The 26,816-nt window shown below is 71.4% G+C and carries 24 protein-coding genes; 10 read left to right on the forward strand and 14 right to left on the reverse strand.

What is annotated here, in order from left to right; all coding sequences use genetic code 11:
- Positions 1-3: 3 nt before the first annotated feature.
- From ACQF4J_RS03575 to ACQF4J_RS03610, 8 genes are all read right to left on the reverse strand, one after another.
- Complete coding sequence (locus tag ACQF4J_RS03575; protein ID WP_427164515.1) at positions 4-1,278, reverse strand: MFS transporter; 1,275 nt, start codon at positions 1,276-1,278, stop codon at positions 4-6.
- Complete coding sequence (locus ACQF4J_RS03580) at positions 1,275-3,194, reverse strand: PQQ-binding-like beta-propeller repeat protein (RefSeq protein ID WP_427164516.1); 1,920 nt, start codon at positions 3,192-3,194, stop codon at positions 1,275-1,277. Before ACQF4J_RS03580 ends, ACQF4J_RS03575 begins: the two co-directional genes overlap by 4 nt.
- Positions 3,195-3,696: 502 nt before the next feature.
- On the reverse strand, positions 3,697-4,314 hold the full coding sequence (locus ACQF4J_RS03585) for an NADPH-dependent FMN reductase (protein WP_427164517.1): 618 nt from the start codon (positions 4,312-4,314) through the stop codon (positions 3,697-3,699).
- Positions 4,315-4,480: 166 nt separating this feature from the next.
- Positions 4,481-5,104 carry a class I SAM-dependent methyltransferase gene (locus ACQF4J_RS03590; RefSeq protein WP_351576071.1) on the reverse strand — a complete coding sequence of 208 codons (624 nt, stop codon included), beginning with the start codon at positions 5,102-5,104 and terminating at the stop codon, positions 4,481-4,483.
- Positions 5,105-5,298: 194 nt separating this feature from the next.
- Positions 5,299-6,165, reverse strand: a complete 867-nt coding sequence (locus tag ACQF4J_RS03595) for an NlpC/P60 family protein (RefSeq protein WP_427164518.1) — start codon at positions 6,163-6,165, stop codon at positions 5,299-5,301.
- A gap of 155 nt (positions 6,166-6,320) precedes the next feature.
- On the reverse strand, positions 6,321-10,184 hold the full coding sequence (locus ACQF4J_RS03600; protein ID WP_427164519.1) for a helix-turn-helix domain-containing protein: 3,864 nt from the start codon (positions 10,182-10,184) through the stop codon (positions 6,321-6,323).
- A 178-nt stretch (positions 10,185-10,362) separates the two neighbouring features.
- Positions 10,363-10,740 carry a hypothetical protein gene (locus ACQF4J_RS03605; RefSeq protein ID WP_351576063.1) on the reverse strand — a complete coding sequence of 126 codons (378 nt, stop codon included), beginning with the start codon at positions 10,738-10,740 and terminating at the stop codon, positions 10,363-10,365.
- Between the two features lie 212 nt (positions 10,741-10,952).
- Positions 10,953-11,951: a DNA polymerase Y family protein gene (locus ACQF4J_RS03610; protein ID WP_427164520.1), complete on the reverse strand. Its 999-nt coding sequence runs from the start codon at positions 11,949-11,951 to the stop codon at positions 10,953-10,955.
- Positions 11,952-12,040: 89 nt separating this feature from the next.
- Here ACQF4J_RS03610 and ACQF4J_RS03615 point away from each other — a divergent pair, with 89 nt between their 5' ends.
- Both ACQF4J_RS03615 and ACQF4J_RS03620 read left to right on the forward strand, forming a co-directional pair.
- Positions 12,041-12,436 (forward strand): DUF6233 domain-containing protein, encoded by a 396-nt coding sequence (locus ACQF4J_RS03615; protein WP_351576057.1) that lies wholly within the window; start codon positions 12,041-12,043, stop codon positions 12,434-12,436.
- Between the two features lie 46 nt (positions 12,437-12,482).
- A complete protein-coding gene (locus tag ACQF4J_RS03620; protein WP_351576054.1) occupies positions 12,483-12,683 on the forward strand; it encodes a hypothetical protein in 201 nt (66 codons plus the stop codon).
- 64 nt (positions 12,684-12,747) lie between these two features.
- Here ACQF4J_RS03620 and ACQF4J_RS03625 read toward each other — a convergent pair whose 3' ends face one another.
- From ACQF4J_RS03625 to ACQF4J_RS03645, 5 genes are all read right to left on the reverse strand, one after another.
- On the reverse strand, positions 12,748-13,836 hold the full coding sequence (locus ACQF4J_RS03625) for an AI-2E family transporter (protein WP_351576051.1): 1,089 nt from the start codon (positions 13,834-13,836) through the stop codon (positions 12,748-12,750).
- A gap of 314 nt (positions 13,837-14,150) precedes the next feature.
- A complete protein-coding gene (locus ACQF4J_RS03630) occupies positions 14,151-15,914 on the reverse strand; it encodes a thiamine pyrophosphate-dependent enzyme (RefSeq protein ID WP_427164522.1) in 1,764 nt (587 codons plus the stop codon).
- A gap of 16 nt (positions 15,915-15,930) precedes the next feature.
- A complete protein-coding gene (locus tag ACQF4J_RS03635) occupies positions 15,931-17,514 on the reverse strand; it encodes an FMN-binding glutamate synthase family protein (protein WP_351801128.1) in 1,584 nt (527 codons plus the stop codon).
- A gap of 45 nt (positions 17,515-17,559) precedes the next feature.
- Complete coding sequence (locus tag ACQF4J_RS03640) at positions 17,560-17,910, reverse strand: NAD-dependent epimerase/dehydratase family protein (protein ID WP_427164524.1); 351 nt, start codon at positions 17,908-17,910, stop codon at positions 17,560-17,562.
- A gap of 11 nt (positions 17,911-17,921) precedes the next feature.
- The gene (locus ACQF4J_RS03645; protein WP_427164525.1) at positions 17,922-18,374 is read right to left on the reverse strand and encodes a MerR family transcriptional regulator; all 453 of its coding nucleotides are present in this window, start codon (positions 18,372-18,374) and stop codon (positions 17,922-17,924) included.
- A gap of 157 nt (positions 18,375-18,531) precedes the next feature.
- On the opposite strand from ACQF4J_RS03645, the gene ACQF4J_RS03650 reads away from it, so the two are divergent.
- The 8 genes from ACQF4J_RS03650 (at position 18,532) to ACQF4J_RS03685 (ending at position 26,228) form a co-directional block, all read left to right on the forward strand.
- The gene (locus ACQF4J_RS03650; protein ID WP_351576030.1) at positions 18,532-19,311 is read left to right on the forward strand and encodes an MEDS domain-containing protein; all 780 of its coding nucleotides are present in this window, start codon (positions 18,532-18,534) and stop codon (positions 19,309-19,311) included.
- Positions 19,308-20,264, forward strand: coding sequence for a sensor histidine kinase (locus ACQF4J_RS03655; RefSeq protein ID WP_351801130.1), 957 nt, complete (start codon positions 19,308-19,310; stop codon positions 20,262-20,264). The genes ACQF4J_RS03650 and ACQF4J_RS03655 overlap by 4 nt, the downstream gene beginning before the upstream one ends.
- Positions 20,265-20,373: 109 nt before the next feature.
- Entirely contained in the window at positions 20,374-20,751 is a 378-nt protein-coding gene (locus ACQF4J_RS03660) for an STAS domain-containing protein (RefSeq protein WP_351801132.1), read from the forward strand.
- Between the two features lie 512 nt (positions 20,752-21,263).
- The gene (locus ACQF4J_RS03665; RefSeq protein WP_351576021.1) at positions 21,264-21,608 is read left to right on the forward strand and encodes a MerR family transcriptional regulator; all 345 of its coding nucleotides are present in this window, start codon (positions 21,264-21,266) and stop codon (positions 21,606-21,608) included.
- 160 nt (positions 21,609-21,768) lie between these two features.
- Positions 21,769-22,377, forward strand: a complete 609-nt coding sequence (locus ACQF4J_RS03670) for a toxin (protein ID WP_351576018.1) — start codon at positions 21,769-21,771, stop codon at positions 22,375-22,377.
- A complete protein-coding gene (locus tag ACQF4J_RS03675; protein WP_427164527.1) occupies positions 22,374-23,570 on the forward strand; it encodes an MAB_1171c family putative transporter in 1,197 nt (398 codons plus the stop codon). Before ACQF4J_RS03670 ends, ACQF4J_RS03675 begins: the two co-directional genes overlap by 4 nt.
- 49 nt (positions 23,571-23,619) lie before the next feature.
- A complete protein-coding gene (locus tag ACQF4J_RS03680; protein WP_351801134.1) occupies positions 23,620-24,768 on the forward strand; it encodes a DUF6545 domain-containing protein in 1,149 nt (382 codons plus the stop codon).
- Positions 24,769-24,797: 29 nt separating this feature from the next.
- Positions 24,798-26,228 (forward strand): NAD(P)/FAD-dependent oxidoreductase, encoded by a 1,431-nt coding sequence (locus ACQF4J_RS03685; RefSeq protein WP_351576010.1) that lies wholly within the window; start codon positions 24,798-24,800, stop codon positions 26,226-26,228.
- A 43-nt stretch (positions 26,229-26,271) separates the two neighbouring features.
- On the opposite strand, the gene ACQF4J_RS03690 is transcribed toward ACQF4J_RS03685, so the two are convergent.
- Positions 26,272-26,811 (reverse strand): GNAT family N-acetyltransferase, encoded by a 540-nt coding sequence (locus ACQF4J_RS03690; RefSeq protein ID WP_351576007.1) that lies wholly within the window; start codon positions 26,809-26,811, stop codon positions 26,272-26,274.
- Positions 26,812-26,816: the final 5 nt, after the last annotated feature.

Raw genomic sequence — 26,816 nt, forward strand, 5'->3', positions numbered from 1 at the left:
CTCCTAGGCCGGCTCGGTCGTCGCCGGGTTCGTCGGGGTCCAGGCGGTGCGGGCGCGGTGCAGGTGGACCATCACCACCGACGAGACGGCGCCGAGCGCCAGGAACGTGGCGTGCGGGCCCGCAACATGGTCGAGCGGGGGGATCACAACAGGGGACAGCAGTGCGGCGGATCCGGTCAGCAGCCACATCAGGCCCGAGGCCCGGCCCATGACGGCCTGCGGCAGGTAGCGCACCCGCAGCATCACCACGGCGGCCAGCAGCGCGCCCTGGGCGACGGCTCCGAGGACCAGTGCGGTGAGGAACAGCGGCCACCACGGCACCGCCAGCAGGGCCAGGGACATCGCGCGGGCGGCGAGGGCCACGGGCAGCAGCGTTCTGGGGCTCAGCCGTCGGCGCTGCGAGACGAGCAGGTTGCCGGTCAGCAGGCTCAGGTTGACGGCGGCGACGACCCAGCCCGCCTGCTGCCCGGACAGCCGCCAGGAGTGGCGCAGTTCGAACAGGACCAGGGACGTCAGGCCGGTGCCGCAGACGGCCTCCAGCACCATCTGCAGGACGAGCGTGACGGCGATGCGCCGGTCGGCGGTGACGTCGTGCCACACCTTGCGCAGGCGTGCCGGTTCGCGCCGCCCGGCGCCCGCGGCGGCGCGGCGCGGTGGGCGCACGCCCACCGCCCACACCGCCAGCGGTGCGAAGAACGTCGGCAGGTTCAGCCACAGCACGCCCAGGTAGCCGAGCCACGGCAGGGTCGCCGCGACCAGGACCGGCCCGGCCAGGGTGGTGGCGAGGAAGAGGCTGTTGAGGGTGCCGCGGGCCCGCGCCGGGCAGCGCGGGAACATCACGGGTACGTCCGTCATCCAGCCGGTCCGGTAGGCGACCCCGCCGGCCGCGACCACCAGGGCGCACACGAACAGCGTCCAGGTCTGCGGACGGCCCTGCCACAGCAGCAGGTTCATCGCCAGGGCCGCCGACGCCTGCGCCAGCAGCCCGTACAGGACGAGGCCGGACGTGCCGCGCCGGTCGGCCACCGAGCCGAACCAGGGGGCGAGGAGCATGCTCATCGGCACGGCGGCGGCCAGCCACGCCATCACCGTCAGCGAGCCGGCCAGCCGGTACGCCAGCAGCGGCAGCGCGGTCGCGTACAGGGCCTCGCCGACGTTGTTGACGGCGTTCCCGGCGGCGAAGACGAGGAACGGGCGCTCGGTGAACGGGGAGGGCTCCACCACCTCGTCGCCGCGGGCGGTGCCGTGGCCGGCGCGCACCCGGCCGGCCGTGGTCACGGCCGGGCCGCGCCGGCCGCGGCGGGGAAGGGACGGGCTCCGGAGGAACGCGGCAGCCACAGGTCGCGCAGCACGGTCAGCACCGGGCCCTCGCCGCCGCGGTCCAGCCGGTACAGGCGCAGGTAGCCGCCTCGGCCGCCGACCACCACGTACGCCCGGCCGTCGGCGCCGCGCAGCGCGGTCATCCCTTTGGGGAAGTCGGGCAAGTCCTCGTGCAGGGCGAGCAGTTCGCCGCTGTCGTGGTCGTAGGCGGCGATCTGCATGCCGTAGGTGACCACGCACAGCGTGCCGTCGATCAGCGCGCAGTTCTCGGCCGTGTTGTCGAGCAGTTCCACGAACTGCCGCCGCGGCTTGTCCTCGCCGACGACCAGTTCCTTGACGCCGCCGCCCCCGGTGACGCGCAGCCGGTCGCCCTCGACCAGCAGCCGCTTGGGGTAGCTCTCCAGCTCCGTCTCCCAGGAGACGCGGCCGCTCTCGTCGTAGGCCGCGAGCCGGCCGGTGCGGCAGCCCAACACCCGTCGCCCGTCCGGCAGATAGGCCGACGCCCACGCGCTCGCGGGCAGCCCGTCCATGTGCAGCAGCTGCCGGCCCGTGGCCGCGTCGTACTCGAAGCCGCCGGCGTTGCAGGCCACCAGGACGCGGCTGTGGTCCGGCGAGACCGAGACGGTGTGGACGATGCCGGGCAGCCGTGCCTCCCACACCGTGCTGCCGTCGGGGGTGAACCGGCGCACCGTGTCGGGCCAGAAGATCGCCACCCGGTCGTCGCCGCACGGCTCGGCCCGGCGGGCGAAGCCCGGCGCGCCGTGATACTCGTCGACCAGGTCCAGCCGGGCGTGCTCGCCGCGGGTGTCGAGGCGCAACACGGCGGTTCCGTCGTCGGTGGCGGCCAGGAGGGTGGTGGGATCGCCGGGCAGCGGACGCAGGTCCCACACGCACTGGCGGGGGAAGTCGAGCCGGTGCAGCACCTCGCCCTCCGGGGACAGCGCCGTGATCTCGCCGTCCTGGGTGAGGGTGTAGACGCGCCCCTCCTCGTCGATGGTGACGTCGATGATCTGGTGGCTGAAGCCGGGGACCCGCTTGCGGACGGTCAGTTCGGGGGTGGTGTTGTCGAACAGGAGCAGTTCCCCGTCGAAGCCGCCGATGTAGGCGGTGGTGAAGTCCGGGGAGAACACGAGCCCTTCGACGTCGTTGCGGGCGAAGTGCATGCGCTGGTCGACCGTGCCGTCCAGCCCGATGGTCACCACGCCGTTGGAGACGTTGTGGGTGTCGCCGATACCGGCGTCGCCGATGGCCCAGAAGCGGTGGTGCCGGGCGTCGTAGACGACGCGGTGCACGTTGGAGGTGTCGATGCGCACCGTGGTGGGGAACGACCACTCCTCCAGCGAGCCGAGGTGCACGCATCCGTGCCGGTCGGCGACGGCGTGGACGCCCGGGGCGTCGGTGCAGAACCATTCGAGCATGTCGTAGCCGTGCGGCCACGGGACGATGCGCTCGACGGCGAAGGTCTCGACGTCCAGTACGACGACCTGGAAGTACCCGTTGTCCACATAGGCCTTGCCGTTCCATACGCCGATGCCGCGCAGCATCGTGGGAGACGGCTGTTCGCCCTCCAGCAGCAGGGAGCGGTCGGCGGTGGTGCGGGCGTCCAGGCGGTCGGCCAGGCGCAGCGTGTCGGCGTGCCAGCGGCAGATGGTGCCGGTCTTGTCGCGGGTGACGATCCAGTCGCCGGCGAGGGCGACGCCGTACAGCGGGCAGCCGGCCGGGTCCTGCGCCACGGCGGGCAGGCCGGACGACCGGCGCAGGGTCAGGTCGTGGTCGAGGCGGTGCAGGCCACCGCGGACGTCACAGGCCAAGAGCCCGCGACCGGGCAGGCTGACGATCCGTGTGATCCGTTCGGGGATCTCGGGGATCTCCATGGTGAGACTCCACTCCTGTCGGACGGGCTGAAGCGACAACAAAAAATGAGCAAGGGGAATGAGAAGCAAGAAAGAACGCCGCGCCGGCGGATGACGAGCTGCGCCGTGCGAACGTGGACGTGCCCCCCGGGGCTGGGGTGACCCGGCCCCAGGGGGCGATTCCTCACTGCGCTACAGGGTGAGGACGCATCAGATGGCGGCGCGGGTCACGCGGCGGACGAGCTTCGTCATGGGACTGCACCTCCTTCGCATTCTTACCTCGTGGCAAGGGAACTGACAGGGCGCCTCAGATGGCGGCGCGGGTCACGCGGCGGACGAGCTTCGTCATGAGGGGCACCCCCTTTCCTGGGTCCGGGCTCCACGTGGCGTGGTGCCGAAGCGAAGTGCCGTCCATGGCCGGACGGGCGTTCCTGCCACCGACGCGTACCTTGTGGGCACCACGCAGGGGGCAAGTCTGTGAGGGACGCGGCGCGTCACGGCGCCGCGCCGGGAAGCGGCGGTCTCAGGCGACGGCCGCGGGGTGCAGCCCACCGTCACCGGCCGGCGGGCGGATCACCTCGGCGTCGGCAGCGCCGCGCCGGGCCGCCCATACGGCGTCGGCCAGTTCCTGCAGCAGGGCGAGCACCGACGGATCGGTGAACCCCTGGTCCGTACGCGGCAGGGCTTCCGCGTCACCGAGCGCGAGGGGCCGGTGGTCGATGAGGACCGCTCCGGAGCGTTCGAGGTTCACCCGCAGTCCCGGCTGGGCGTCCGCCGCACCGCGGGGCCCGGGTGAAGCACTCATCAGGGCCGTCGGCAATCCGGTCAGGGCGCTGTCGCCCCAGGGGCGGGAGAGCCAGTCCAGGGCGTTCTTCAGGACGCCTGGAGCGCCGCCGTTGTAGGACGGGGTGCTGATCACCAGGGCGTCCGCCGATCCGAGCAGCCGCCGCGCCCGGGCCACCGGGGCCGGTCCGTCGGCCGCGTCGAGGTCCTGGTCGTAGTACGGCAGAGTCCGCAGATCCAGCAGCGGAGTGCGCACCTGTGCGCCCCGCCGCGCCAGCAGTCGGCCGATCGTCGCGACGGCGGTGCTGTTCACCGAGCCATGCCGCAGACTGCCCGACATCAGTACGATCCTGGTCACCCCGGTCTCCCTGTCCTTCGGACGGTTCCCCATCGGGCCCCGCCTTCCGATGACTTGAGAGTGCCGGAGCGGGGTCCCGACGCGATCCCGATCCGATACCGGGGGCACGGGACAGGCGGGTCGGTAAGGACTCGGCAGACGAACTCCGCGGTCCGGGTCCTCGATCTCAATGCCGACCGTCGCGGGGTTTCTCCCACAGCAAGGTGTAACGCCACAGCAGACGGCGCCGGAACCGGCTGCCCGGCAGCACACGGCGGGCTGTCTCGCGTGCTTCGCCGAACGTGGTGTCCGGGTCCGCCACGGGCATCTTCGCCGGTGCGCTGCTGCCTCCGCTGCGTCGGCTCAGCAATTTCACCGAGGGGACTGCCGCGGCCAGGTGGAGCAGGTCGACGACGGATCCGGGGCCGGCGATTCCGATGACGGCCAGTCGCCCGCCGGGGGCCAGCAGCTCGGCCGACCGAGCCAAGGCGCGTTCGGTGCCCAGGTGGTGAGCGACGGCCACCATGGTGATGAGGTCGTAGTGGCCCGGCGGAAGCTCACGGCCGCCGGCTTCGAGGAAGTCCGCCTCCAGGAACCGAACGTTCTCGACCTCTTTGCTCTGATCTCGAGCCGACTCGACCATCTCCGCGGAGAGATCGATCCCGGTGACCCGGCCGGACCTGGAAGCCAGCAAACGGGCGAGTGTTCCGTCTCCGCATCCCACGTCCAGCGCCTCGCGACAGTTCGCGGGCACGAAGCCGAGAACAGCGGGATAGTAGTGAATGTTCGGATTCCAGCGACCAATATCCATGGCGACACATTAAATTCGGCGAGTTATCGGGTCAAACCCCCTTTCCGCGGGATTAATTGAGGACCCATTCGGGATCAATTCAGGACCGGAAAGCAGAAATCTGTTCCTTTGTTATTTCGCCCCACGGCGGGCTCCCCTCGCCCGCCGACGGGTGCGGCGAGCGAGGGGAGCCCGAGTGGTGGGGGCAGGTTGGTTCAGGGGCAGGTGGGTACGCCGTCCAGCCAGGCCGGGCCCTGGATGTAGATGTTCGTCATCCATGCCTTGTAGTCGGGCAGGTAGGCCCAGGCGTCGTTGGTGTAGCCGTCGGAGGTGACGACCTCCGCGTGCTTCTGGCACTCGACGCGGATGGTGGTGGGACCGGGAAAGGCGTAGACACGGCCGGCGCTGACGGAGGGTGCCTGCTTCGTCCAGACACCCGTACCCCAGGTCTTGAAGACATGCCCGGTGACGGCGCCGGTGTTGACGCGGACGGCCCCGAAGTAGTCGCCGCCCAGGCGAACGTCACTGACCATCAGATGCGTACCGGACTGCTTCGCCTCGACCATCTTGCCCGCGCCGAGGTAGATCGCGATGTGGTGCAGATCCGCCGAAGTCCCGTAGGCCAGAAGGTCGCCGGGGAGCAGCGGGGCGGTGCCCTGGGCGGCGGTGAAGCGGGCGGCGGCGCGGACCGTGTAGTACTGCTGGCCGGCGTCGCCGTTGAGGATGTCGGAGCCGGCGGCCTGCGCGTAGGCGTACCGGACCAGGCCCGAGCAGTCGAAGCCGAGCCGCTCGGGGTCGTGTTCGCTGGCCGGGTCGGTGGGGTCGACCTGGCCGTAGGTGGCGCCGGGCTGGGCGCCGTGGCCGCCGCCCCACGTGTACCAGGTGCCCGCGTCGACCTGGGCGCAGGCGGCGGCGATCGCGCGCTCGGCGGCCGCCGGGCCGCCGGACGCGAGGACCCCGCAGCCGCTTGCCGCCGGGGCGGCGGACGCGGCGGGCGCGGCGACGGCGGTGGCCGCGGGCGCCCAGAGGAGAAGGGCCAGTAGCCCGATGAGTGTGCCGATGATTCCGGTCCGCCGGAGCATGCCGGGACCCCCGTCTTCTTTGATGCGTGACTGGTCGTGCATCAGCCTGCCGACCGGACCGGGGCCGGTCGAGCACCCGGCGTCACCCCACCCCGAAAGGCAACGGGAAACCCTTGGGAAACCCCCTGCCACCAGCGGGGTCCGGCCGCCCGTCGTCAGGGCCGCGCGCACGCGGGGGTGAGGGACACGGGCAGTCCCGGCATCAGCGCCTTTCGCTCCTGCGGTCCGATCGCCCTGCGCAGTCGGCAGATTCGGGCGAGCCGGGCGCCGAGGTCCAGGTCCCACAGTCGTACGGTCCCGTCGTTGCTGCTGCTCGCCACGGTCCGCCCGTCAGGGGCGAACGCGACGCCCCACACCGCGTTCGTGTGCCCGGTGAGCGTGGCCCAGGGCCGCCGTCCGGTCACGTCCCAGAGCCGAACCGTACGGTCGCTGCCGCTGCTTGCGAGGAGTCGGCCGTCCGGTGAGAAGGCGATACCGCGGACCGATCCGGTGTGGCCGGTCAGGGAGGCCTCGAGGCGGCGGTGGCGGACGTCCCACAGGCGGACGGTGCCGTCGTTGCCGCTGCTCGCCAGGGTCGCCCCGTCCGGGCTGAAGGCGACGCCCCGTACCGCGCCGGTGTGGCCGGTGAGGGTGGCGAGCAGCCGATGGCCGGCCGTGTCCCACAGCCGTACCGTCAGGTCGTCGCCCGCGCCGGCCAGGGTGCGGCCGTCCGGACTGAACGCGACATCGTTGACGTAGTCCGTATGCCCGGCCAGGACGGCGAGTTGACGGTGGGTCGCGACGTCCCACAGGCGGACCGTGCGGTCGGCGCCCCCGGATGCGAGGGTGCGGCCGTCCGGCGCGAAGACCACCGAGAACACGTCCCCGGTGTGGCCGGTGAGGGTGGCGAGCGCGCGGTGCGTGGGGATGTCCCACAGCCGGACCGTGCCGTCCGAGCCCGCCGACGCCAGGGTTCGGCCGTCCGGCGCGAAGGCCACCGAGAACACGCTCTCGCGGTGGCCCGTGAACGTCCTCAGGATCCGGTGCCGGGCCACGTCCCACAGCCGCACGGTGTGGTCCGCGTCGGCGGAGGCCAGGAGTCTTCCGTCCGGGCTGTACGCCGCCTGCGAGACCTCGGTGAACGGGCGCGCCGCCAGCACCGGGCCGCGCAGGTCCCACAGCACCACGGACTGGTCGAACCCTCCGGTGGCGAGCGTCGTCCCGGTGGAGTTCACGGCGACGGACATCACGTAGTCGGTGTGGCCCGCGAGGATCGCGGCAGGCCGGCCGGTGCGTACGTCCCACAGACGGGTCGTGCCGTCGCCGCCCGCGCTGACGACCGTGGTGCCGTCCGGTGTGTAGGCGACCGCGTTGACGTCGTCGCTGTGTCCGGTGAGCTTCGCCGTGACCCGGTGCGTGGCCACGTCCCACAGCCGTACGGTCCGGTCCACGCCGCCGGAGGCCACGCTGCGCCCGTCCGGGGCGAACGCCACCCCGAGTACTTCGTCGGTGTGCCCCTTGAGGACGGCCAGTTGGCGGGCCCGGTCGGTGTCCCACAGCCGTACGGTCCGGTCGGAGCCGCCCGAGGCCAGGGTCCGCCCGTCCGGTGCGTAGGCGAGGGTGTTGACGCGGCCGGTGTGGCCGACGAGCCTTACCGGGGCGGGGTGGTCGCCGTCGGCGTCCCAGAGCTGGACCGTTCCGTCGTCGGCGGCGACGGCGAGGGTACGGCCACGGGGGTCGAAGGCGAGTGCGTGGGCCCCGTCGGTGGCCGCGGGCAGCAGGGTGCGCAGCCGGTGGTCGGCGGTGTCCCAGATCCGTACCGGCCCGTCCGTGGACGTCGCGGCGAGCGTGCGTCCGTCGGGGCTGAAGGCGACGGAGCGGACCCGTCCGGGAACGGTGAGGGTGGCGGTGGTCCGGCGGTCGGCGGTCCGGCGCAGTTGTACGGTGCCGTACGCCTCGGCCGTCGCCAGCAGGCGGCCGCCGGGGGCGAAGGCGACCGCGTTGACGGGCCCGTGGTGGCCGACCAGGCGGGCGGAGAACGCCTGGGCCTGGGTGCTCAGCAGGGCCCCGCGTGCCTCGGGGGTGGGGTCGGTGCGGTAGGCCTCCTCGGCGAGCAGCATGGAGGCCTCGGGCTGGCCACCGGCCAGGGAGGTGGACTGCGCGGCGAGGGCCTGGGAGCGGGCGACGCGTTCCTGGGCCAGGGCGGAGGAGCGCTGCTGATAGGCGAGGCCGCCCGCGGTCACGGCGAGGCCGAGCAGGACGGCGAGAACGACGAACAGGGCCTGTTTCAGGCGCGTCTGACGTCTCGTCATGCTTCGGCGGAGGTCCTCCTCGGCCTGGCTGGCGAGGAGGAAGGTCTGCTCGCGGGGGCCGAGGCGGCCGCGGGTGTCCAGTTCGTCGGCCCAGGAGCGGGCGGTGTCGAGTCGGGTGCCGCGGTAGAGAGCGGACGGGTCGCGGTGCTCGCGCTCCCATTCGGCGGCGGCGTGGGCGAGTTGCTGGTGGATGAGGAGTCCGGCCCGGTCGGCGTGGATCCAGTCGCGCAGCCGGGGCCAGGCGTGCAACAGGGCCTCGTGGGTGATCTCGACGGTGTCCCGGTCCACGGTGATCAACCGGGCCCGGACGAAGGCGTCGAGGGCGTCCGAGGCGGCGCCGGCGTCGCCGAGTTCCTCCATGAGGGTGCTGCGGCCGGTGCGGCGCCGGGTCGCGACGGTCCCGTCGTCGGACACCTGGACGAGGCGGGACAGGATGCGCCGGATCGACTTCTGCTCGGCCGGGTACAGCTGGGCGAACACGGTCTCGGCGGTGCGGGCGATGGCGCCCTGGATGCCGCCGGTGCGCTCGTAGCCGGCCACCGTGAGAGTGGTGTCCTCGCGCTGCTGCCAGGTGGCGAGGAGGGCGTGGGAGATGAGGGGCAGCGCGCCGGACGGGGTGTCGTCGGGGGTGCTGGCGCCGCTCGCACCGGCCGGCTCGTCGCGCAGGCCCGCGTCGCGCAGGAGGAGGGGGACCAGGCCGGGTTCCAGGGTGACGCCGGCGAGTTCGGCGGGGCGGGTGATGGATTCCCGCAGTTCCGCGACGGACATGGGGAGCAGTACGAACAGTCCCTCGGTGAAGAGGGGTACGAGTTCGGGGAGCTCGAGGCAGCGCCCGGAGAAGTCGGCGCGGACGCCGAGCACGACGACCGCCGGGTCGGGGCAGGTGGACACCGCGCGAAGGACCCGGACGAAGGTCCGTCTCTCGTCCTCGTCGGAGCAGAGGGTGAACAGTTCCTCGAACTGGTCGACGAGCAGCACGGGCCGCACCGGTGGCGGGCGGCGGCCGTCAGGACCCGGCGGGGCGTCGTCGGAGCGGGCGCGGACGGCGTCCAGCAGGGCCTCGGGACGGTCGGCCAGCCGGGCCGCGGTGAGGTCGAGATCGCTGCCGAGGACCTTCGTGGCCCGTTCGAGGAGTTCGTCGAGCGGGTGGGCGGTGGGTGTGAGGGCGATGACGGGCCATCGGTCGGCGCCGGGCATGGGGAACCCGCCGGGGCGCCGCAGTGCCGGGACGAGACCGGCGTTCAGCAGGGAGGACTTACCGGCGCCGGACGGGGCGACCAGCAACAGCGGCCCTCCGCCGACGCGTTGGAAGACCCGTTCGACCAGTGCGGCCGTGGCCCGCTCCCGGCCGAAGAACCAGGCCGCGTCCTGCGGGGTGAACGCGGCCAGACCGCGGTACGGGCAGGCGGGCGCACCGGCGTCGCCGGCCGGCCCACCGCCGCGCTCCACCGGGGCGGCCTCCCGTACCAGTCGGAGCAACTCGCCCTCGGCGCGCAGGATGTGGTCGCACTGGCGGGCGACGTCGACGGTCGCCCGCTTGACGCCGGTCTCGATCTTGCTGAGATAGCCCTTGCTGTAGTGGGTCTGGCGCGCGAGGTCGGCCAGCGACAGACCGCGTTCCCGACGCAGCCGTCTCAGCTGCGCGGGAAACGACGGTGTGGTCTGCGCGGGGCTTTCCGGCTGGTCGGTCCGGTCGACGCCCGCGTGTACGTGTTCCTGGTCCCCCAAGGCGTCCCCCTAGGCACTGGCCTGCCCGGATCGTGAGACGGCGGATGCCCAGGTTACTGCGGGGGTCGGACACAGAACCAAGCCTTTCACTCGGAGTGGCGAAAAACGGGGACCGCCGGGACCGGCGACGGCCGGCCCCGGCGGTCGCTCCCCCGTGGCGAAAGGCGCGCCGCGTGCGCTACGGCCGGTTCAGGGTGATGGAGTTGATGGGCGTGAGGTCGTAGTTGACGTAGTAGTCCTGCGGGATGTCCCAGACGCAGTTGGAGCCGCCGTAGTTCTTGCAGAGGCTCGCGGAGGCGCCGCCGTACTGGTTGTTGACGACGACGTGGTAGCCGACCTGGTTGCTCAGGTTGTGGGCGCCGTAGCTGTAGTACACGTCGGTCGGGTGCGGGTTGAGGGAGGGGTCCACGCCCTCGCCGTAGATGCACACCGCTCCCGACGGGCAGCCCCACACCGTCGTGTTGCCGGCGGGCGCGGCCTGGGCGGCGCCGCTCATCGCCACCACTGCCGTGGCCGCGGTCGCGAACGCGGCGGCGGCGCTCAACATCTTGCGCATGTTTCCCCCTTGCGGGTCTCCTGCGTCGTCGCAGGCCTTGCTTCGAGCTGACGGGATCAGCCTGTCCCGGGCGCCTGCCGGGGTCGACGGGTTTCCTGTTGCCCGTCCCGGGGACGGCCGGGAAACCCGGTGTGAGCTAGGGTTTCCCGGTTCGGCGGTCAACCGGGGAGCCGCCCCGGGCCACTGGTGGCACCATCGGCGGAACGGTGTCGTCAGGAGGCGTGGCGGAAGACCGCGGCCGGGCCGATGACGTCGGCTCCGTACTTCTCCCGCACCCGGTCGACGGCCTCCTCGGCCACCAGCCGCGCTTCACGGGCTTCGTCCAGGCTGATCTGCCGGGCGACCTCACCGGCCTCCACGAGGTCCTCGCCCTTGAGTGCGAGCCCGGTCAGGCGTCCGCGCTGCAGTCCGGCGGCGTCCATCAGCCGGTAGGCGAGCAGCCGCAGGTCGTCGTCGTGGGCGCACGGCTCCGCCGGACGGCCGGTCCTCTCCCAGCGGCCGCCCCCGGCGAAGCGCAGGGTGAGCGTCACGGCCCGGGCGGCCTGCCCGCGGCGGCGCAGCAGCAGACCGAGCCGCACCACGAGCTCCAGCAGAGCGGCGCGGACGTCGGCGCCGTCCAGCACATGACGGTCGAAGGCGCGGCTCACGGCCGCCGTGGTGGGCAGGTCGCGGGGGACGACGGGACGGGGGTCGATACCGCGGGCCCGGTCGGAGGCCGTCCGGCCGGCCTTCCCGCCCAGCAGACGCTGCACGGTGGCGGGCTCGACGGCGGCGAGCAGGCCCACGCTGTGGATGCCGTACTCGCGCAGCACCGCGGCCTGGCGCGGGCCGATGCCGTGCAGTGCCTCGACCGGCAGCGGGCCCAGCCAGGAGGCGACCTGGTCCGGGTCGACGGCGAGGACACCGCCGGGCTCGGGTGTCCGGGCCGAGGCGGTGGCGGCCACGGTGATGGTGGGGCCGATGCCGACCCGGATGTCGATGCCGAGGCGCGAGAGCGTGCGTACGCGCAGGACTTCCCCCAGGCGGCGCGCGTCCGCGCCGTGGTAGCGCAGGGCGCCCTTCAGCTCCACCAGCGCCGCGCCGGGCGGGAGCGCCCGCACCACCGGAGAGAGCTCCGCCAGCTGCTCCAGAACCTGCCGGTAGCCCTCCTCCCCCAACGCTTCCGGGCACCGCACATGCATCACCGTCGACACCTCGTGTGCCCTCGTCATGCCCCTCACCTCCGATGCCCCACGCTATCGAACATGAAATCGAACACGCGAGGGCGCGAAGCGGGGATCATGAGCATAGAATCAAAAATGTGTTCGATGACCTGCCGCCCGACCTGGAACGCCTGCACACTCTGCGCGTCTGGCACGCCCTGTGGCTGGCCCGGATCGACGCGAAGATCGAGGCGCTGCGACTTCGACAGGTCGAAGCCGACCACGGGCGGCGCCGAAGGCCGCGGCCTCCGGAGTGGATCGTCGAGCTCGGTATCGGTACCGGCCGACGGCCCGTCCAGGTACACGCCGGCGACTGCCACATGGCCGGCTCCCGTCGCCGGCCCGTGGGCCGCGACGAGGCCCGCCGCCTTCTCGCCTCGGGCCTCGGGGCCTGCACCCACTGCCGGCCCGACGCCCAGCTCGACGTCGTGGACTTATCCCTCGGCAGGGCCGGTCGTCGTTCGACCGACACACGCTATCGCCCGATATTCTGAAGTCTGGGCGATATGAAACCTATCGCCCAGAACAGGATCTCTTCCGATGACGACTCCCCCGCCCCCGATCAGTGAGCCCGACCCGTCCGCCCTCACCTGCCCGGGCGACAAGGTCGGCCCGTGCTCCGCCTGCCAGCGCAAGACCCACAAGTACGGCTCCGGCGGCAGCCCCCTGTGCCAGTGGTGCATGGCGTCGGCCCAGGAGAAGTGGGGCCCCGGCGTGCGTTACACCAGCACCAGGCCTTAGATAGATCCGGTCTCGCGTGCCGTCCGTGCTTCGCGGTTCGGTCGGCCGGCCCACCAGCCGCCTCTCATCGCGCCGGGGGGCCGCGCAGTTCGCCGTGCACCGCCCAGGCCACCGAGACCATCGGCACCGCCACGACCGCTCCGACCACGCCGGCCAGGATGCCCCCGGCGATGACGGAGACGGCGACGACGACCGGGTGCAGCCGGACCGCCCAGCTCATCACCAGCGGATGCAGTACATGGCCTTCGATCTGGCCGACGACGACGATCAGCGCGAGGACCAGGAGGGCGATGGCCGGCCCGCGCGAGGCGAGGGCGACCACCGTGGCCACGCTCAGCGCGATGGGCGATCCCACCAGCGGGATGAACGCGGCGAAGAACTCCAGCAGCGTCAGCGGCAGGGCCAGCGGTACCCGCAGCAGGAACAGGGCCACTCCGACCAGCACCGCGTTGGTGGCCGCCACGATGACGATGCCCCGCGTGTACCCGGCGAAGGTCCGCCACGCGGCGCGGCCCGCTCGGCTCCACGGGTCCCGGGCCGGCTGCGGCAGCAACTCCTGGAACCAGCGCCAGAACCGGTCGCCGGAATGGATGAAGAACAGGGAGCAGAACAGCGCGAGCACGCCCGCGGTCAGCACCTCCACCAGCCGTCCGGCACCGCTCACCGCGCTGCTGATCAGCGTGGAGCGGTGCTCGGACAGGAAGGTGTTCAGCTTGCCCTGGAGGTCCGACATCACCGTGGGACTCACGTGGAAGGGCGGCCCCTGCAACCACCGTTCGATGCGGCCGATGCCTCCGCTGAACTCCCGGCCGAGCCGGTCCCACTCGCGGGCCACCAGTTCGCCGACCAGTGCCAGCAGGCCGAGGACCGCCATCAGGCTTCCCAGGACGCTGACCACCACTGCCAGGGCCCTGGGCAGCCACCGGGCGAGCAGGTCGGCGAGGGGACGCAGTACGGAGGTCACGACGAGGGCGAGGAACAACGCCACGGCGACCAGCTGCAGACGTCCCAGGATCACGAAGCCCGCGTACACGGCCGCCCCGAGCACCAGCAGCCGCCACGCATACCCGGCTGCCGTCTTCAGCCCGTGGTGCACGGCCACGCCGTCCTCGGGGCGCCGCACCTCGGCGGCCGCCCTGCGCGCACGGGCCACCGTCCCGGCTCCACGCGCAGGCCTGCTGCCGAGCACGACGTATCGCATCCGCCGCGGGCCACGACTCGCACCGCGACCGGCTCCTGGGCCCGCACCCGGATGTCGGGGCGACCAGCGCGGTGCATCGCTCACCTGCTCGTCACCGCCTCACGTCATCGAGACCACGCAGCTACGTGTCCCCAGAGACGCCGATTTCTAAATCGGACCCGCCCGGACAGCCTCGAACGCACCACAGACACGAGCGGCGCGCACTCGAACGCACCACGGACGCGAGCGGCACGGCGGAAGACCGCCGGCTGTCCCCCGCGCCCCCTTCAGCGCGCGGCGTCGTCACCGTGGCTGCGGACGATCTCCTTCACCTTGGCCACCGCGAACCCCCAGCCCTGCTCGACGGTCGGCTTGGCCGGTACGGCGATCTCGTCGGGGTTGGTGATCACGTCGAGCAACACGGGCCCCGGGGTGTCGAAAGCCCGACGTACCCCCTTCTCCAGGTCGCCCGGGTCGGTGACGCGGATGCCGGTGATCCCCAGGGCCGTGGCCACGGCGGCGAAGTCGGGGTTGTCCAGGACGGTGCCGAACTCCGGGAGCCCGGCCTGTTCCTGCTCCAGCTTGACCATGCCCAGACGGCGGTTGTCGAAGACGACGAGCTTCACGGGCAGCCGCTGCGTCTTCAGCGTCATGAGGTCGCCCAGGAGCATGCTCAGTCCGCCGTCCCCGCAGAAGGCCACCACCTGCCGTTCCCGGTCGAGACACTGTGCGCCGAGCGCCTGGGGCATGGCGTTGGCCATGGAACCGAGGTTGTAGGAGCCGATGAGGCGCCGCTGTCCGCGCATCTCGACGAAGCGCGAGAGCCACACCGTCGCCATGCCCGTGTCGGAGGTGAAGACGGCGTCGTCGGCGGCCAGCCGGTCCACCACGGCCGCCAGCGCCTCGGGGCGGATGTCGTGGGTGCGGTTGTCGAGCGACGAGCGCATGCGGCCGAGCAGGCCCTTGTCGTGGGCGGGGTCGGCCAGCCGGGCCTGGCCCTCGCGCCACTGCTCGAACCTTTCACGGGCCTTGTCCAGGTGGGAGCGGTCCCGGGCGCCGTCCGACCCGGCGGGGGCGGCCGCGAGATGGGTGAGGAGGTCGCGGACGGTGGCGCCCGTGTCGCCGACGAGACCGACCTCGACGGGTACCCGCCGTCCGATGTGGGCGGCCTCGGTGTCCACCTGGATGACGGTCCTGCCCTCCGGATACCAGTCGCGGTACGGGAAGTCGGTCCCCAGGAGCAGCAGGGTGTCGGCGTCCTGAAGGGCCGACGCGGCGGCCGGGTTGCCGATGAGCCCCGTCTGGCCGACCTGGAACGGGTTGGCGTCGCCTTCGAAGCCCTCCTTGGCCTTGAGGGTGAGGACCATGGGCGCGGCCAGCCGGTCGGCCAGGGCGAGGACGTCCTCACGGGCGCCCCGTGCGCCCCGTCCGACGAGCAGGGTGACCCGTTCGGCGCGGTCCAGGAGGTCGGCGGCGTGCCGCACCGCAGGCTCCTCCGGCCGGCTGAGCGGCGCGTCGAGCGCGAACCGGGCCGGGCGGTCGGTGCTCAGTTCGCGTTCGCCGAGGTCGCCGGGGACGGTCAGGACGGCGACGCCCTTGCGGCCCAGGGCATGGCGTACGGCCGTCTCCAGCATCTGCGGCATCTGGTCGGCGGAGGTGATGGTGGCGCGGAAGACGGCGACGTCGCTGAAGAGGGCGTCGTTGTCGACTTCCTGGAAGTAGTCGGTGCCGAGTTCGGCCAGCGGCACCTGTCCGGCGATGGCCAGGACGGGGGTGTGGCTCTTGGCCGCGTCGTACAGTCCGTTGAGCAGGTGGACGGAGCCGGGTCCGACGGTGCCCATGCAGACTCCGAGGGTGCCCGAGAGCTGCGACTGGGCGCTCGCGGCGAACGCGGCCGCCTCCTCGTGCCTGCAGCCCACCCACTCCAGGCCCTCGGTGGTGCGAATGGCGTCCGTCAACGGGTTGAGCGCGTCTCCCACGACGCCGAACACCTGGCGCACGCCGAGTTCGCTCAGTGCGTCCACGATCACGCGGGCGACGGTACGGGCCACGGTTGTTCCTCCGGGTTCAGACGGTGAAGTGGTCGGGGTCGGCGGCCTTCCAGTCGGCCGCCCAGGACTGCGGAGCCCCGGCGAGCAACTGCCCCGGCTCCAGCCATTCGTACAGCTCCTCGTAGGAGCGTTCGGTGTAGGGGTCGATGCGCCGGCGGAGCATGTGCGGGCGCAGATCGGCGGGGTCGGTCACGCCCATGGATGCCATGATCTGCAGGGCGCTCGCCACGGTGGCTTCCTGGAACCGGTGGACGCGCGGCGTCTTGTCGCCCACGTCGAGGGCCCGGGCCCGCCGGGGGTCCTGTGTCGTCACGCCGGTGGGACAGGTGTTGGTGTGGCAGCGCTGGGCCTGGATGCAGCCGACGGCGAACATCATCGCCCGTGCCGCGTTGCCGTAGTCGGCGCCCTGCACCAGACGTTTGACCAGATCGGTACCCGTGGCGATCTTGCCGCTCGCCCCGATCCGGACGCGGTCGCGCAGCCCGGTGCCGACGAGGGCGTTGTGGACGGTGAGCAGCCCCTCGGTCAGCGGTGTGCCGACGTGGTCGGCGAACTCCAGGGGCGCGGCTCCGGTACCGCCCTCGCCGCCGTCCACGATGATGAAGTCGGGGGCCGTTCCCTCGGCCAGCATGGCCTTGCACACGGCGAGGAACTGCCGCCGCGAGCCGACGCACAGTTTGAACCCGGTCGGCTTGCCACCGGACAGCTCCCGCATCCGTGCGATGAACCGGACGAGTTCGCGCGGGGTGGAGAACACCCGGTGGTACGGCGGTGAGATCACCGTCTTCCCCTCGGGCACGTCCCGCACCTTCGCTATCTCGGCGTTGACCTTCGCTCCCGGCAGGACCCCGCCGATGCCCGGCTTGGCGCCCTGCGACAGCTTCAGGGACACGCACTTGACGTGGTCGTGGGCCGCCTTGTCGGCGAACTCGGCGGGATCGAAGTCGCCGTCGGAGGTACGGCAGCCGAAGTATCCGGTGCCGATCTCCCACACCAGGTCTCCGCCCGGCCGCAGGTGGTATTCCGACAGGCCGCCCTCACCGGTGTCGTGGGCGAAACCCCCGGCGGCGGCGCCTCCGTTGAGGGCGAGAACGGCGTTCGCCGAGAGCGAGCCGAAGCTCATCGCCGACACGTTCAGCAGCGCCATGTCGTACGGGCGGCCGCAGTCCGGGCCGCCGATCCGCACCCGCGGTGGCGTCTCGGGCACCGGGCGGGGGGCCATCGACGGCACCAGGAACTCGTAACCGGGCTGGTAGACGTCCCGTTCGGTGCCGTAGGGCTGTTCGGCGTCGGTGCCCTTCGCCCGCTCGTAGACGATGCTGCGCACGTCACGGTCGAAGGGGCGCCCGTCGTAGTTCCGTTCGATGAAGTACTGCTGGAGCTCGGGACGGATGCGCTCCATGAGGAAGCGGGCATGCCCCAGCACGGGATAGTTGCGCAGCACGGAATGCTCCCGCTGCACCAAGTCGGCCACGCCGACGAGCCCCAGCAGACACAGGGGTACGGCGGCCAGGCACCACCAGGGCGAGAGTCCGACCGCGGCGACGGCTGCCGCGATGCCGCCCGCCAGGATGAGAGCGACGATTGCCTTACGTATCACCCCTCGCTCATTGCCCTGGATCGGCCTGCCAGTCCTGCGGGTTCGTCAAGAAACGGCAAGCCCGCGGCGCGCGAGGTGAGTTCGGCCGATGGCGGCGAGGACCGCGTGGGACGCGTGGTGCAGTACGTGGTCGACCCCGTCCATGGTCTCCGACCAGCCGCGGTCGGCGCCGAGGTCGGCGACGGCGAACTCCAGCCGGCCGGCCGGGTCGACCTCGGCCTGCCGCAGCGCGGCCAGGACCTGGCCCTGCTGTCCGGGCTCCCGGACCGTCACCCGGGCCCGGTATCCCTCGGCGATCAGCCGGGCGACGGAGTGGCTGCCGACGAAACCGGTGCCTCCCGTGACGAGTACCCTCCCGCTTGCTGCGGGGGATGCGGCGACGTTCTCTGTGCTCAAGGTGCGGTCCTTCAGTCGGTGAATCGGTCCATGACGTGTGTGACGTCGTCGATGGCCTGCTTTTCGGCGTCCGCGTCCCCGCGGACCCGGGCGTCCCACAGGTCCGCCTTGCCTCGCAGATACGCGAGGCGGAGCTGCAGCCGGGCGATCTCGGCGGCCAGCCGGTCGGCCTGCGCGGCGAACAGCTCGTGCTGCTCGGCCGCGGCGGAATCCCCCTGGGCGCGCAGGTCCAGATAGCGGCGCATCCCGGTGACGGTCATGCCCGACGAACGCAGACAGGACAGCGCCAGCACGCGCTCCACGACCGCCGACCCGTACCGGCGGTGACCGCTGGAGTCCTCGCGGGCGACCCCTCCGAGCAGGCCGATCCTCTCGTAGTAACGGAGCGTGGGTTCGCTGAAGCCCGACCGCCGTGCCATCTCCTGGATGGTCAGGTCCGCGGCTTGCTCTTCGATCGCTGCCATGCGGCAAGCCTCCGACACCTCAAGCGCTTGAGGTCAACCCCGCGACGCGAACCGTCGGCTCGTAAGCGTCGAGGTCAGCGGGTGACGCGCCGCCAGACCGTCGGCCGGGGCCGCATGCCGGTCCTCTAAGGTTGGTGGGCAAGCGAGGGGAGGAGCATTGAGAGCGTCGCGCACCCTGGCGACCCTGGACGAGGTCGACGCGGGTGATCACGTCTGCCAGCTGCTGGAACGCACCGACGACGTCGTCGACCGCAGCCGGGCGTTCGTCGCGGACGGGGCACTCCACGGGGACAAGGTGGTGATCGTCGGCCCGGCCTTCCACCGAGGCGGCGAGTTCGCCCCCCTCGTCCTCGATCCGGCCAGGCTGGGCGGCTCCCTCCTCGCCGCGATGCGTCGCGAGGCCCACCATGCCGACCGCGAGGGTTTCCGCTCACTGCGCGTGCTGCACCATGTCACGCTCGGCCGCCGCGCCGAACCCACGAAACAGCTGCTGCGCAGCGAACTCGATCTCGAGGAGTTCGCCGCGGACACAGGGGCCATGGTGGTGTGCGCCTACAGCGGCGACTTCGACCTCCCCACCCTGCAGCGGATCCGGTGCGTACACCCCCACCATCTGGGCGGCAGTCCCGGGCCACCCGCGTTCCAGGTGTACCGGACGGGGAAGGAGGGGTGGACGGTGAGCGGGATCATCGACAGCGAGGGCGCCGACGCCTTCGCCACCGTCCTGTGTACTCTCCTCGCCCAGACGGCGACGGTCCGCCTGCTCTGCCACACAGTGGACTTCTTCGACGCCGCAGGGATGAGCGCACTCGCCGACGCCGCCAGGCACCTTCCGGATCGCAAGGTCATCCTGGAAGGCACCAACGAGACCGTACGGCTCGCCTGGGAGCTGTCCGGATTCGCGGTACCCGACATCCCGGTGGTGATCGCGTCGTGACCTCCTCCCCTCCCACCCCCGCGCCCGGTACGGGGTACCGGCACGAGCTGTATCCGTACTCCGGCAGGGGGGAGTTCGTCGAGGGCGCCGCGAGCTTCATCCAGGACGCTCTGGACGGCGGCGAGGCCGTCGTCGTGGCCGTTCCGCACGACAAGGCGTCTTTGCTGCGTGCCGAGATCCGTGAGGACGAGGCCGTGCGCTACGTCGACACCAGCAGGGTGGCGCATCATCCGGGCAGGCTGATCGCTGCCTGGCAGGAGTGGCTGCAAGGACACGTGTCGGACGGCCGGCCCGTCCGCGGCATCGGCGAATCCCCCTGGGAGGCCGTTCGCAGCCCGGCCGAGGCCGCGGAACTGCGCTACCACGAGTGGCTGCTCAACAAGGCCTTCGCCCAGGGTCCGGCCTGGTGGCTGCTCTGCCCCTACGACGTCGCCCACAACGAGGCCACGCTGCGGGAGATGGCCCGCTGCCACCCCGAGATGCGCAAGGGCGGCCGTACGACGCAGTGCGAGGACTACGATCCGCAGGCGCCGTACGCCTTCGGGCCCCTCACCCACCCCTGCGATCCGTACGACGAATTCGCCTACACCAAGGGTGACCTCCCCGCTCTGCGGGAGAAGATCGCAGCCTGCGCCGAACTGCACGGTCTGGCCGATCGCCGTCTGCGCGAACTGCATCTGGCCGCCGCGGAGGTGGCCGCGAACAGCATCAGCCACGGCGGCGGGCGTGGTGTGCTGCGCCTGTGGAGGGAAGACGGCCGACTCGTGTGCGAATTCCGGGATGCCGGCTACATCGCCGATCCTTTGGCCGGGCGCACCAGGCCGACCGCCACACAGGTCGGCGGGCGCGGACTGTGGCTCGTCCACCAGCTCTGTGACCTCGTGGAAATCCGCTCCACGCCCGCCGAGGGCACGACGATACGCCTTCACACCGAGCTGCCCGAGCGGCCGTGAGCAACGGCCGACGCCAAAAAAACTGCGCCAAAACTCGGATTCCGGGTAGGGGCTCAAGGACGTCAGAAAAAGGCAAGGCGCAAACGGTCAAGACGGGAGCACGCAATTCATGCTCACAGTGCGGATGCGGCAAGGAAACGCGACAATCGCACGACTGCCCGAAGCGGTCGACTACGACACCGCTTCCCACATCGGCGACGAGTGCAAATCCTTGATCAAGCAGGGTTGTCGCACCCTCGTCCTGGACGCCTCACAGGTGCAGTACCTCGACTCCTCGGGCATCAGCATGCTCATCATGCTGACCCGCGCACTCGAGGAACGCGCCGGAACCCTGCGCATCGCCGACCTCAGCGATCACTACCAGCAGGTGTGGCACGTTCTCGGCCTCGACACGATGTTCCCCATCGCCCCGACCGTGAACGCCGCTCTCGACGCTCCCGCGACCGAGCCCTCCCCCGGCGCCCGGCTGGACTCCAGCTCGATCTAGCCCTCGTTCCTCCGCAACCCGGATGATCGTCCGGCGGGAGACGCGCTTTCCGGGAACGACGGCGGCAGCCGCATCGGCCGGCGGGCGGCGGCCCAGTCCGCGGCGGGTCATCGCGCGCGAGCCGTCCATCAGCCCGGCCGAGCACGCCTCCGCTCCGGGAGGCAGGAGATCACGACTCGACGGCGGACAAAATCTATCGCGGCGACAGTAGACATTGAACCGTCACGGCGCTACCGTATGTGTTGTACGCAGGAAGTCGTAACCGAAGGTAAAGGAGCAGAACGCCATCAGGATCGCCCGGGCGAGGAAGGTGTCCGTCCGGGTACCGCAGGCCCCGGATTGGAAGGTGATCCCCGGTCACGCATCCTCGATCCCCGCAGTCCCGCCGTACGGGCGGCACCTGCGGAAACAGAAGGCCGGCGCAGTAGGCCGGTAGATGGTGTTGAAAGCTCGGGGCCCGGGTGCCAGGACGGCACCCGGGCCCCCCGACGCGTCCCCGGAAGAAGAGGTCTATGCCCCCTCGCGGTACCCACCCCGTCACCCCTCTCGATGACGACGACTACCCGGCCTACACCATGGGCCGGGCCGCCGAGATGCTCGGCACCACCCCCGCCTTCCTCCGCGCCCTCGGCGAGCACCGCCTGATCACCCCCCTGCGCTCCGAAGGCGGCCACCGTCGCTTCTCCCGCTACCAGTTGCGCATCGCCGCCCGCGCCCGCGAGCTCGTCGACCAGGGCACCCCCATAGAGGCCGCCTGCCGCATAGTCGTCCTCGAAGACCAACTCGAGGAAGCCCAGCGCATCAACGACCAACTGCGCGCCCGGAACGGGGAGCCGCAGCCGGAGACCACGAGCTGAGCCGCAGCCGCCGCCCCACCCGGCCCACCTCCGGTAATGTCAGGTCAACGTCAACGAGGTTGCGGGGAGTAGGTGCAGGCGGCCGCAGGTGACACTCTTACGTTGGTACGGCGACGGGACGCGCGTAGAGGGGCGGGGCGACATCGTGAACGGTGAGGCGATGAATCCTCTCGCCGGTTTCCGGCAGTGGCGGCGCCTGCGGCGTCGCGACCGGGACATGCACCAGTTCGCCGAGGAACTCATCGGTCCCATCCGGGAGAAGCTGTTCGCCGAGCAGGACGCCGCATCGGGACAGCAGGGGCCGGTGGACCCCGAGGCGCTGTTCGCGGCCCTGGTGGAGTCCGCCCGGCGGTGGCGCGGGGAGCGCACGCTCGAGGTGCACAGGGTGCGCATCCCCCGTAAGTTCCACGCCACGGGGATGTGGGTCGAGCGAAAGCAGCGGGACGACGTGATCGTCGAGCAGGACGCCGAGGTCTGGCACCAAGCACAGATCCTCGGCCACGAGTTGTGGCACATGCGGCAGAAGGACAGCCTGTCGCCGCAGGAGTTGGCGGCGGACGCCTGCTCCGCGCTGGGTCCGGGGCATCCGCACGACGCCCGGCCGGCCGCCGCGCGTTCCGGCTTCGACGAGGACCCCGAGAAGGAAGCGGAGTTGTTCGGCATCCTGATCGGCCAGCAGATGCGATCGCTGATGGACCGGGACGTGATCGTCGGCGACACGGCCCGCCGCATCGCCGACTCCCTCGGCTATCAGAGGCACCGCAGATGAGCGGGGCGATCAACTACATAAGTTGCGGCCTGCTCTGGATCGCGCTGCTGTTCCGGCTGCCCGACCTGAGGCGCCACTGGTCCGAGCCCTCCCTGCGGGCCATCATCGCCGTGCTGGGGTTCGCCTCGATGTGCTTCCTCCTCGGAGCGCCACCGACGGTCGCCCTGATCAACAGCCTGAGCGGAATTCCCAACCTGGCCGCGCCCCTGACCTACGCCGCGATCACCGCGTACAGCGCGGCCTCCCTGGTCCTGATCGCCTGCTGGCGCGGCGGTCCGTCCGTCCGCCGGACGGCACGCAACTGGATCTGCAGCTACGCCGGGGTCCTCATCGGCATCGCCGTCCTCTTCGCGGTGGGCGACCCCGCCGAGGAGCGGCGGACCGACTTCGACACCTACTACGCGACGACTCCCTGGGTCGCCGAGATGGTCGTGCTGTATCTCCTCGCTCATCTGACGGCCGCGACCGTCAGCGCCGTGTGGTCGCTGCGCTGGGCCCGCGAGACGGAGGTACGCCGACGGCCCTGGCTGCGGGCCAGTCTGCTGACGATCGGCACCGGCACGGCGCTCAGCACCGGATACAGCATCAGCAAACTGGCAGCCATCGCGGCACGTTGGTCGGGCCAGGACTGGGTGACGGTGGGTACGTCGGTGTCCTCGCTGTGCGCCGGTCTGGGTGCGCTGCTGACGGTCGCGGGATTCCTGCTGCCTGTGGCCGGGCACCACCTGTCGGCGTGGGCCGACTTCGTGCGGCTCGCGCCGTTGGACGCCCTGCTCGACCCGGTTCTCGAGGACCGCGCCCTGCGCGTCGAACGGCCCCGCTCGCCACTGCTGTGGGGCACCTGGCGGCGCAGCACCATCCTCAACGGCCTCCATGAGATCGAGGTGTTCTTCGACAAGGCGCTCTACGAGAAGGTCCACGACGCCGAGTTGAAGAAGCTGCGCGAGACGGCCGGGGGGAACGGGCCCGAGGACTCGGCGCAGGGGCGGGCCGTGGCTTCCGCGTGGGCGGTCACGATTTCGGCGGCCACCCGGCGAAGCGCTCAACGGCCGGCCGGCGCGTTCGGCGAATCGGCCCCGCTGCCGCTGCCCCGGGACCCCAAGGCACTCGTCCAGATCGCCGATGCCGTGAAGCGCTCGGAACGCAGGGGACGCTCCGTCGCGGCGGGCCCCGCCAGGGCCGGGACGCTATGACACACGGGCCCGGACACACCCCCACAGCAGGCGAAACGGAGCTGCCGATATGAGTCTGGTCGTCTACGCGGCGGCCGTGCTGTTAGTCGTGGCCGCGATGATGATCCGCCGCACCCGCACGACTCCCCGTACGCCGCTGACCGTACCGACCCGGGCGACCGCGTTCCTCGGCGCGGTGTGCTTCATCTGCGCGGCGCCGGCGACGTTGGCCGCGGTCAACAGCGCCACGGGGATCCCCAACTTCGGCGCGCCCCTGACGTACAGCGTCATCTCCGCGTTCAGCTGCTCCCTGATCATCCTGCTGATCTACTGGCGGGGTGGGCCGAGCGACCGGATCCGCCGGATGGTCCGCGTCAGCATCGCGGTCTACGGAGCCCTGATCGTCGCCATCATCGTGCTGTTCTTCCTCGCGGACGCGGACACGGAGCGGCTCAGGGACCTGGACACCTACTACGCGAACACCCCGTACATGCGGGAGATGATCGTTCTCTATCTGCTGGGGCATCTGGCCAGCACCATCGTGCTCAGTGTCGTCTGTCTGAAGTGGATACGGGGCGAGGTGACGGGCCTCCTGCGCGTCGGTCTCCGTCTGATCCTCGCCGGTCTGCTGCTGGACGTCCTTGGCTTCGAACTGACCAAGGTCACCGCGGTCGTCGCACGGTGGTACGGATACGACGTGGACTTCCTGTCGACCACGGTGGCACCGCCCGCCGCGTCCCTCGGCGCCCTCATCTACTCCGCGGGCTTCGTCCTGCCGCGCCTGGTCTCGGCCGCGTCGGAGAAGCAGAGCCTGGCCAACTACCGTGCGCTGCTGCCCTTGTGGGCGGTGCTCAAGGACGTCACCACCACCCCCCGCACGGAACAGCGGCGCGCGCTGTGGCGTCAACTGCCCAGCAGCCGCCTCTACTTGCTCGAAGCACAGATCCACGACGCCTTGTTGGACCTGACGGCTCACTTCGACCAACGGATCGGCGAGGCCGCCCACAGTGTCGCGCTGGAGGCCGGCAGGAGCCGGGAGGAAGCCCGCATCGCCGCGGAGAAGGCGATGATCATCGACGCCATACTCCGGGCCTCGGGCCGGACCACCGGCGCCGCCGATCCGCCCGACGAGTTCCGCCTCACCGTCGATCTGGTCGAGCTGGCCCTCGCCGTGAGCCCCGTCCAGGACCTGACGCCGGATCAGGTACGCGCCCACTGAAGACGTTTCACATGCACCAAGGAGAGCGAGTGTCGCAGAAAGCTGTCGTGATCGGAGCGGGCATAGGCGGTCTGCTCGCCGCAGCGGCGCTGTCGAGGGCCGCACCCGATACGGAAGTGATCGTGCTCGACCGGGACGTACTGCCCGACGGCCCCGAGAACCGCCGGGGCGTCCCCCAGGGCCGGCATGCCCACCTGCTCATGGCCGGAGGGTGGTCCGCCATGGAGACCCTCTTCGAGGAAAGCATGCGCGAGCGCCTCCTCGAGGCGGGTGCCCGCGAGATCTCACTGGGCAGCGGCATGCTCGCCCTCACCCCGGACGCCGGCTGGTTCCACCGCTACCGGTGGAACGGCTCCCGCATGATCACATGCACCCGTGCGCTGCTGGACCACGTCGTCCGTGAGGGCCTGTTGGCCCAGGCGACCAACGTCTCGTTCCACCGGGCCACCGTCGAGGGGCTGATCGGCGACGCACGGCGCGTCCGCGGGGTGCGCGTCAGCGGAGCCGAACCGGCCCTCGGCACCCAGGTGGAGGCCGATTTCGTGGTGGACACGAGCGGACGGGGTTCACACAACCTGCGGTGGCTCCGTGACATCGGTGTCGACGGCGTGGAGGAGCGGAAGGTCGACTGCGGACTGACCAACGCCACCCGCATCTACCGCACTCCGGCGGGTGCCGAGTCGTTCCCGCTGACCATGCTCCAGGCGAACCCCTACAACGGCCGGCCCGGCAGAAGCGCCATGGTGCTGCCGATCGAGGGCAACCGGTGGATGGTCAGTGCGGGCGGCACCAGGGGCGGCGAGCCTCCGAGCGACCCGCAGGCCTTCCTGAAGTACATCTTCGGTCTGCCGCACCCGATCGTCGGTCAGCTCATCTCCGGCGCCGAGCCCCTCACCGACGTCGCGGTCAGTCGCAGCACCAGCAACGTCCGCCGGTACTTCGAGAAAGCACCGGTGTGGCCCGAGCGGTTCCTCGTCCTGGGCGACGCGTTGGCGACCTTCAACCCGGCCTACGGGCAGGGCATGTCGGTGGCCGCCCTCGGCGCGCAGGACCTCCTCCGGGCACTGCGACAACACGGCGTCGCCGGCCCGGGCCTCGCCCGGCGCGTTCTCCACGACGCCGCCCGGCACGTCGACACGGCCTGGTCCACCGCGGTCGCGATGGACGTCCTGTACCCGGACACGCAGGGCGGCACGCCGACGCTCGCCGACCGTCTGACCACGGCATTCGCGCGTCGGCTGACGCACGCGGCAACCGGCTCCCTCAAAGCGGCGGCAGCCCTGTTCGACATCACCAGCCTCACGGCACCCCCGACGCGGGCCTTCCGCCCGGGAGCCCTGCTGGCCACTCTGAACGGCTCTCCCCTGCCCCGGCTCGCCGAGCCCCCACTGCTGCCGTCCGAACGGCGAGTCCTTCAGCGCCTCAAGGAAGCCGCCGCACAGCCGCACGCCACACCCTGACAACCCGTCGGCCTGAGTACGGTGACCAGGACCGCCACCGCACTCAGGCCGACGGCGTGACCGGCGACCGCATGCCGAGCCACTGCTCGGCGCCCCAGGCCTCGAACCTCTCCACCTCGGTGAACCCCAGCTTCGCCGCGAGGCGCATCGAGGCGAGATTGGCGGTCTGAGTGGTCAACAGCACCGGCTCGCCGGGACATACGCCTTCGAACCAGCCCAGTGCCGCCGAACATGCCTCGGCCGCGTACCCGAGTCCCCACGCCCGCGGCAGGAAGAGATATCCGAGATCGGCCTTCCCCACGGCAGCCGGGCGACCGGTCTCGGTCGTTCTCCTGAGCAGGACATGGCCGATCATCTCTCCGTCGAGATCGACGACGAAGCTCCCGGGCCACTGCTGCGGCACCTCGGGCGTCCTGCGCTCGAGCTCGTCACGCGGGCGCGGGCCGCCGACGTAGGCGTTCGCCTCGGGCGAGGTGAGCAGGTCGATGAACGCCGCACGGTCCCGCGCCTCGGACCCGCGGAGCACCAGCCGCTCGGTCCTGACCGGTTCGGGCGGCCACGGCACATTCCCCAGATCCTCCATCCGCG

Origin of the sequence: Streptomyces sp. C1-1 (genome assembly GCF_050214755.1) — a bacterium.
Classification (GTDB): Bacteria; Actinomycetota; Actinomycetes; order Streptomycetales; family Streptomycetaceae; genus Streptomyces.

Excerpts from the sequence above, each read along its gene's own strand:
- ACQF4J_RS03580 (WP_427164516.1), bottom strand. The coding sequence starts at position 3,194 with ATGGAGATCCCCGAGATCCCCGAACGGATCACACGGATCGTCAGCCTG.
- ACQF4J_RS03590 (WP_351576071.1), bottom strand. The coding sequence starts at position 5,104 with ATGGATATTGGTCGCTGGAATCCGAACATTCACTACTATCCCGCTGTT.
- ACQF4J_RS03595 (WP_427164518.1), bottom strand. The coding sequence starts at position 6,165 with ATGCTCCGGCGGACCGGAATCATCGGCACACTCATCGGGCTACTGGCC.
- ACQF4J_RS03605 (WP_351576063.1), bottom strand. The coding sequence starts at position 10,740 with ATGCGCAAGATGTTGAGCGCCGCCGCCGCGTTCGCGACCGCGGCCACG.
- ACQF4J_RS03610 (WP_427164520.1), bottom strand. The coding sequence starts at position 11,951 with ATGACGAGGGCACACGAGGTGTCGACGGTGATGCATGTGCGGTGCCCG.
- ACQF4J_RS03620 (WP_351576054.1), top strand. The coding sequence starts at position 12,483 with ATGACGACTCCCCCGCCCCCGATCAGTGAGCCCGACCCGTCCGCCCTC.
- ACQF4J_RS03645 (WP_427164525.1), bottom strand. The coding sequence starts at position 18,374 with ATGGCAGCGATCGAAGAGCAAGCCGCGGACCTGACCATCCAGGAGATG.
- ACQF4J_RS03660 (WP_351801132.1), top strand. The coding sequence starts at position 20,374 with ATGCTCACAGTGCGGATGCGGCAAGGAAACGCGACAATCGCACGACTG.
- ACQF4J_RS03665 (WP_351576021.1), top strand. The coding sequence starts at position 21,264 with ATGCCCCCTCGCGGTACCCACCCCGTCACCCCTCTCGATGACGACGAC.
- ACQF4J_RS03670 (WP_351576018.1), top strand. The coding sequence starts at position 21,769 with ATGAATCCTCTCGCCGGTTTCCGGCAGTGGCGGCGCCTGCGGCGTCGC.
- ACQF4J_RS03675 (WP_427164527.1), top strand. The coding sequence starts at position 22,374 with ATGAGCGGGGCGATCAACTACATAAGTTGCGGCCTGCTCTGGATCGCG.
- ACQF4J_RS03680 (WP_351801134.1), top strand. The coding sequence starts at position 23,620 with ATGAGTCTGGTCGTCTACGCGGCGGCCGTGCTGTTAGTCGTGGCCGCG.
- ACQF4J_RS03690 (WP_351576007.1), bottom strand. The coding sequence starts at position 26,811 with ATGGAGGATCTGGGGAATGTGCCGTGGCCGCCCGAACCGGTCAGGACC.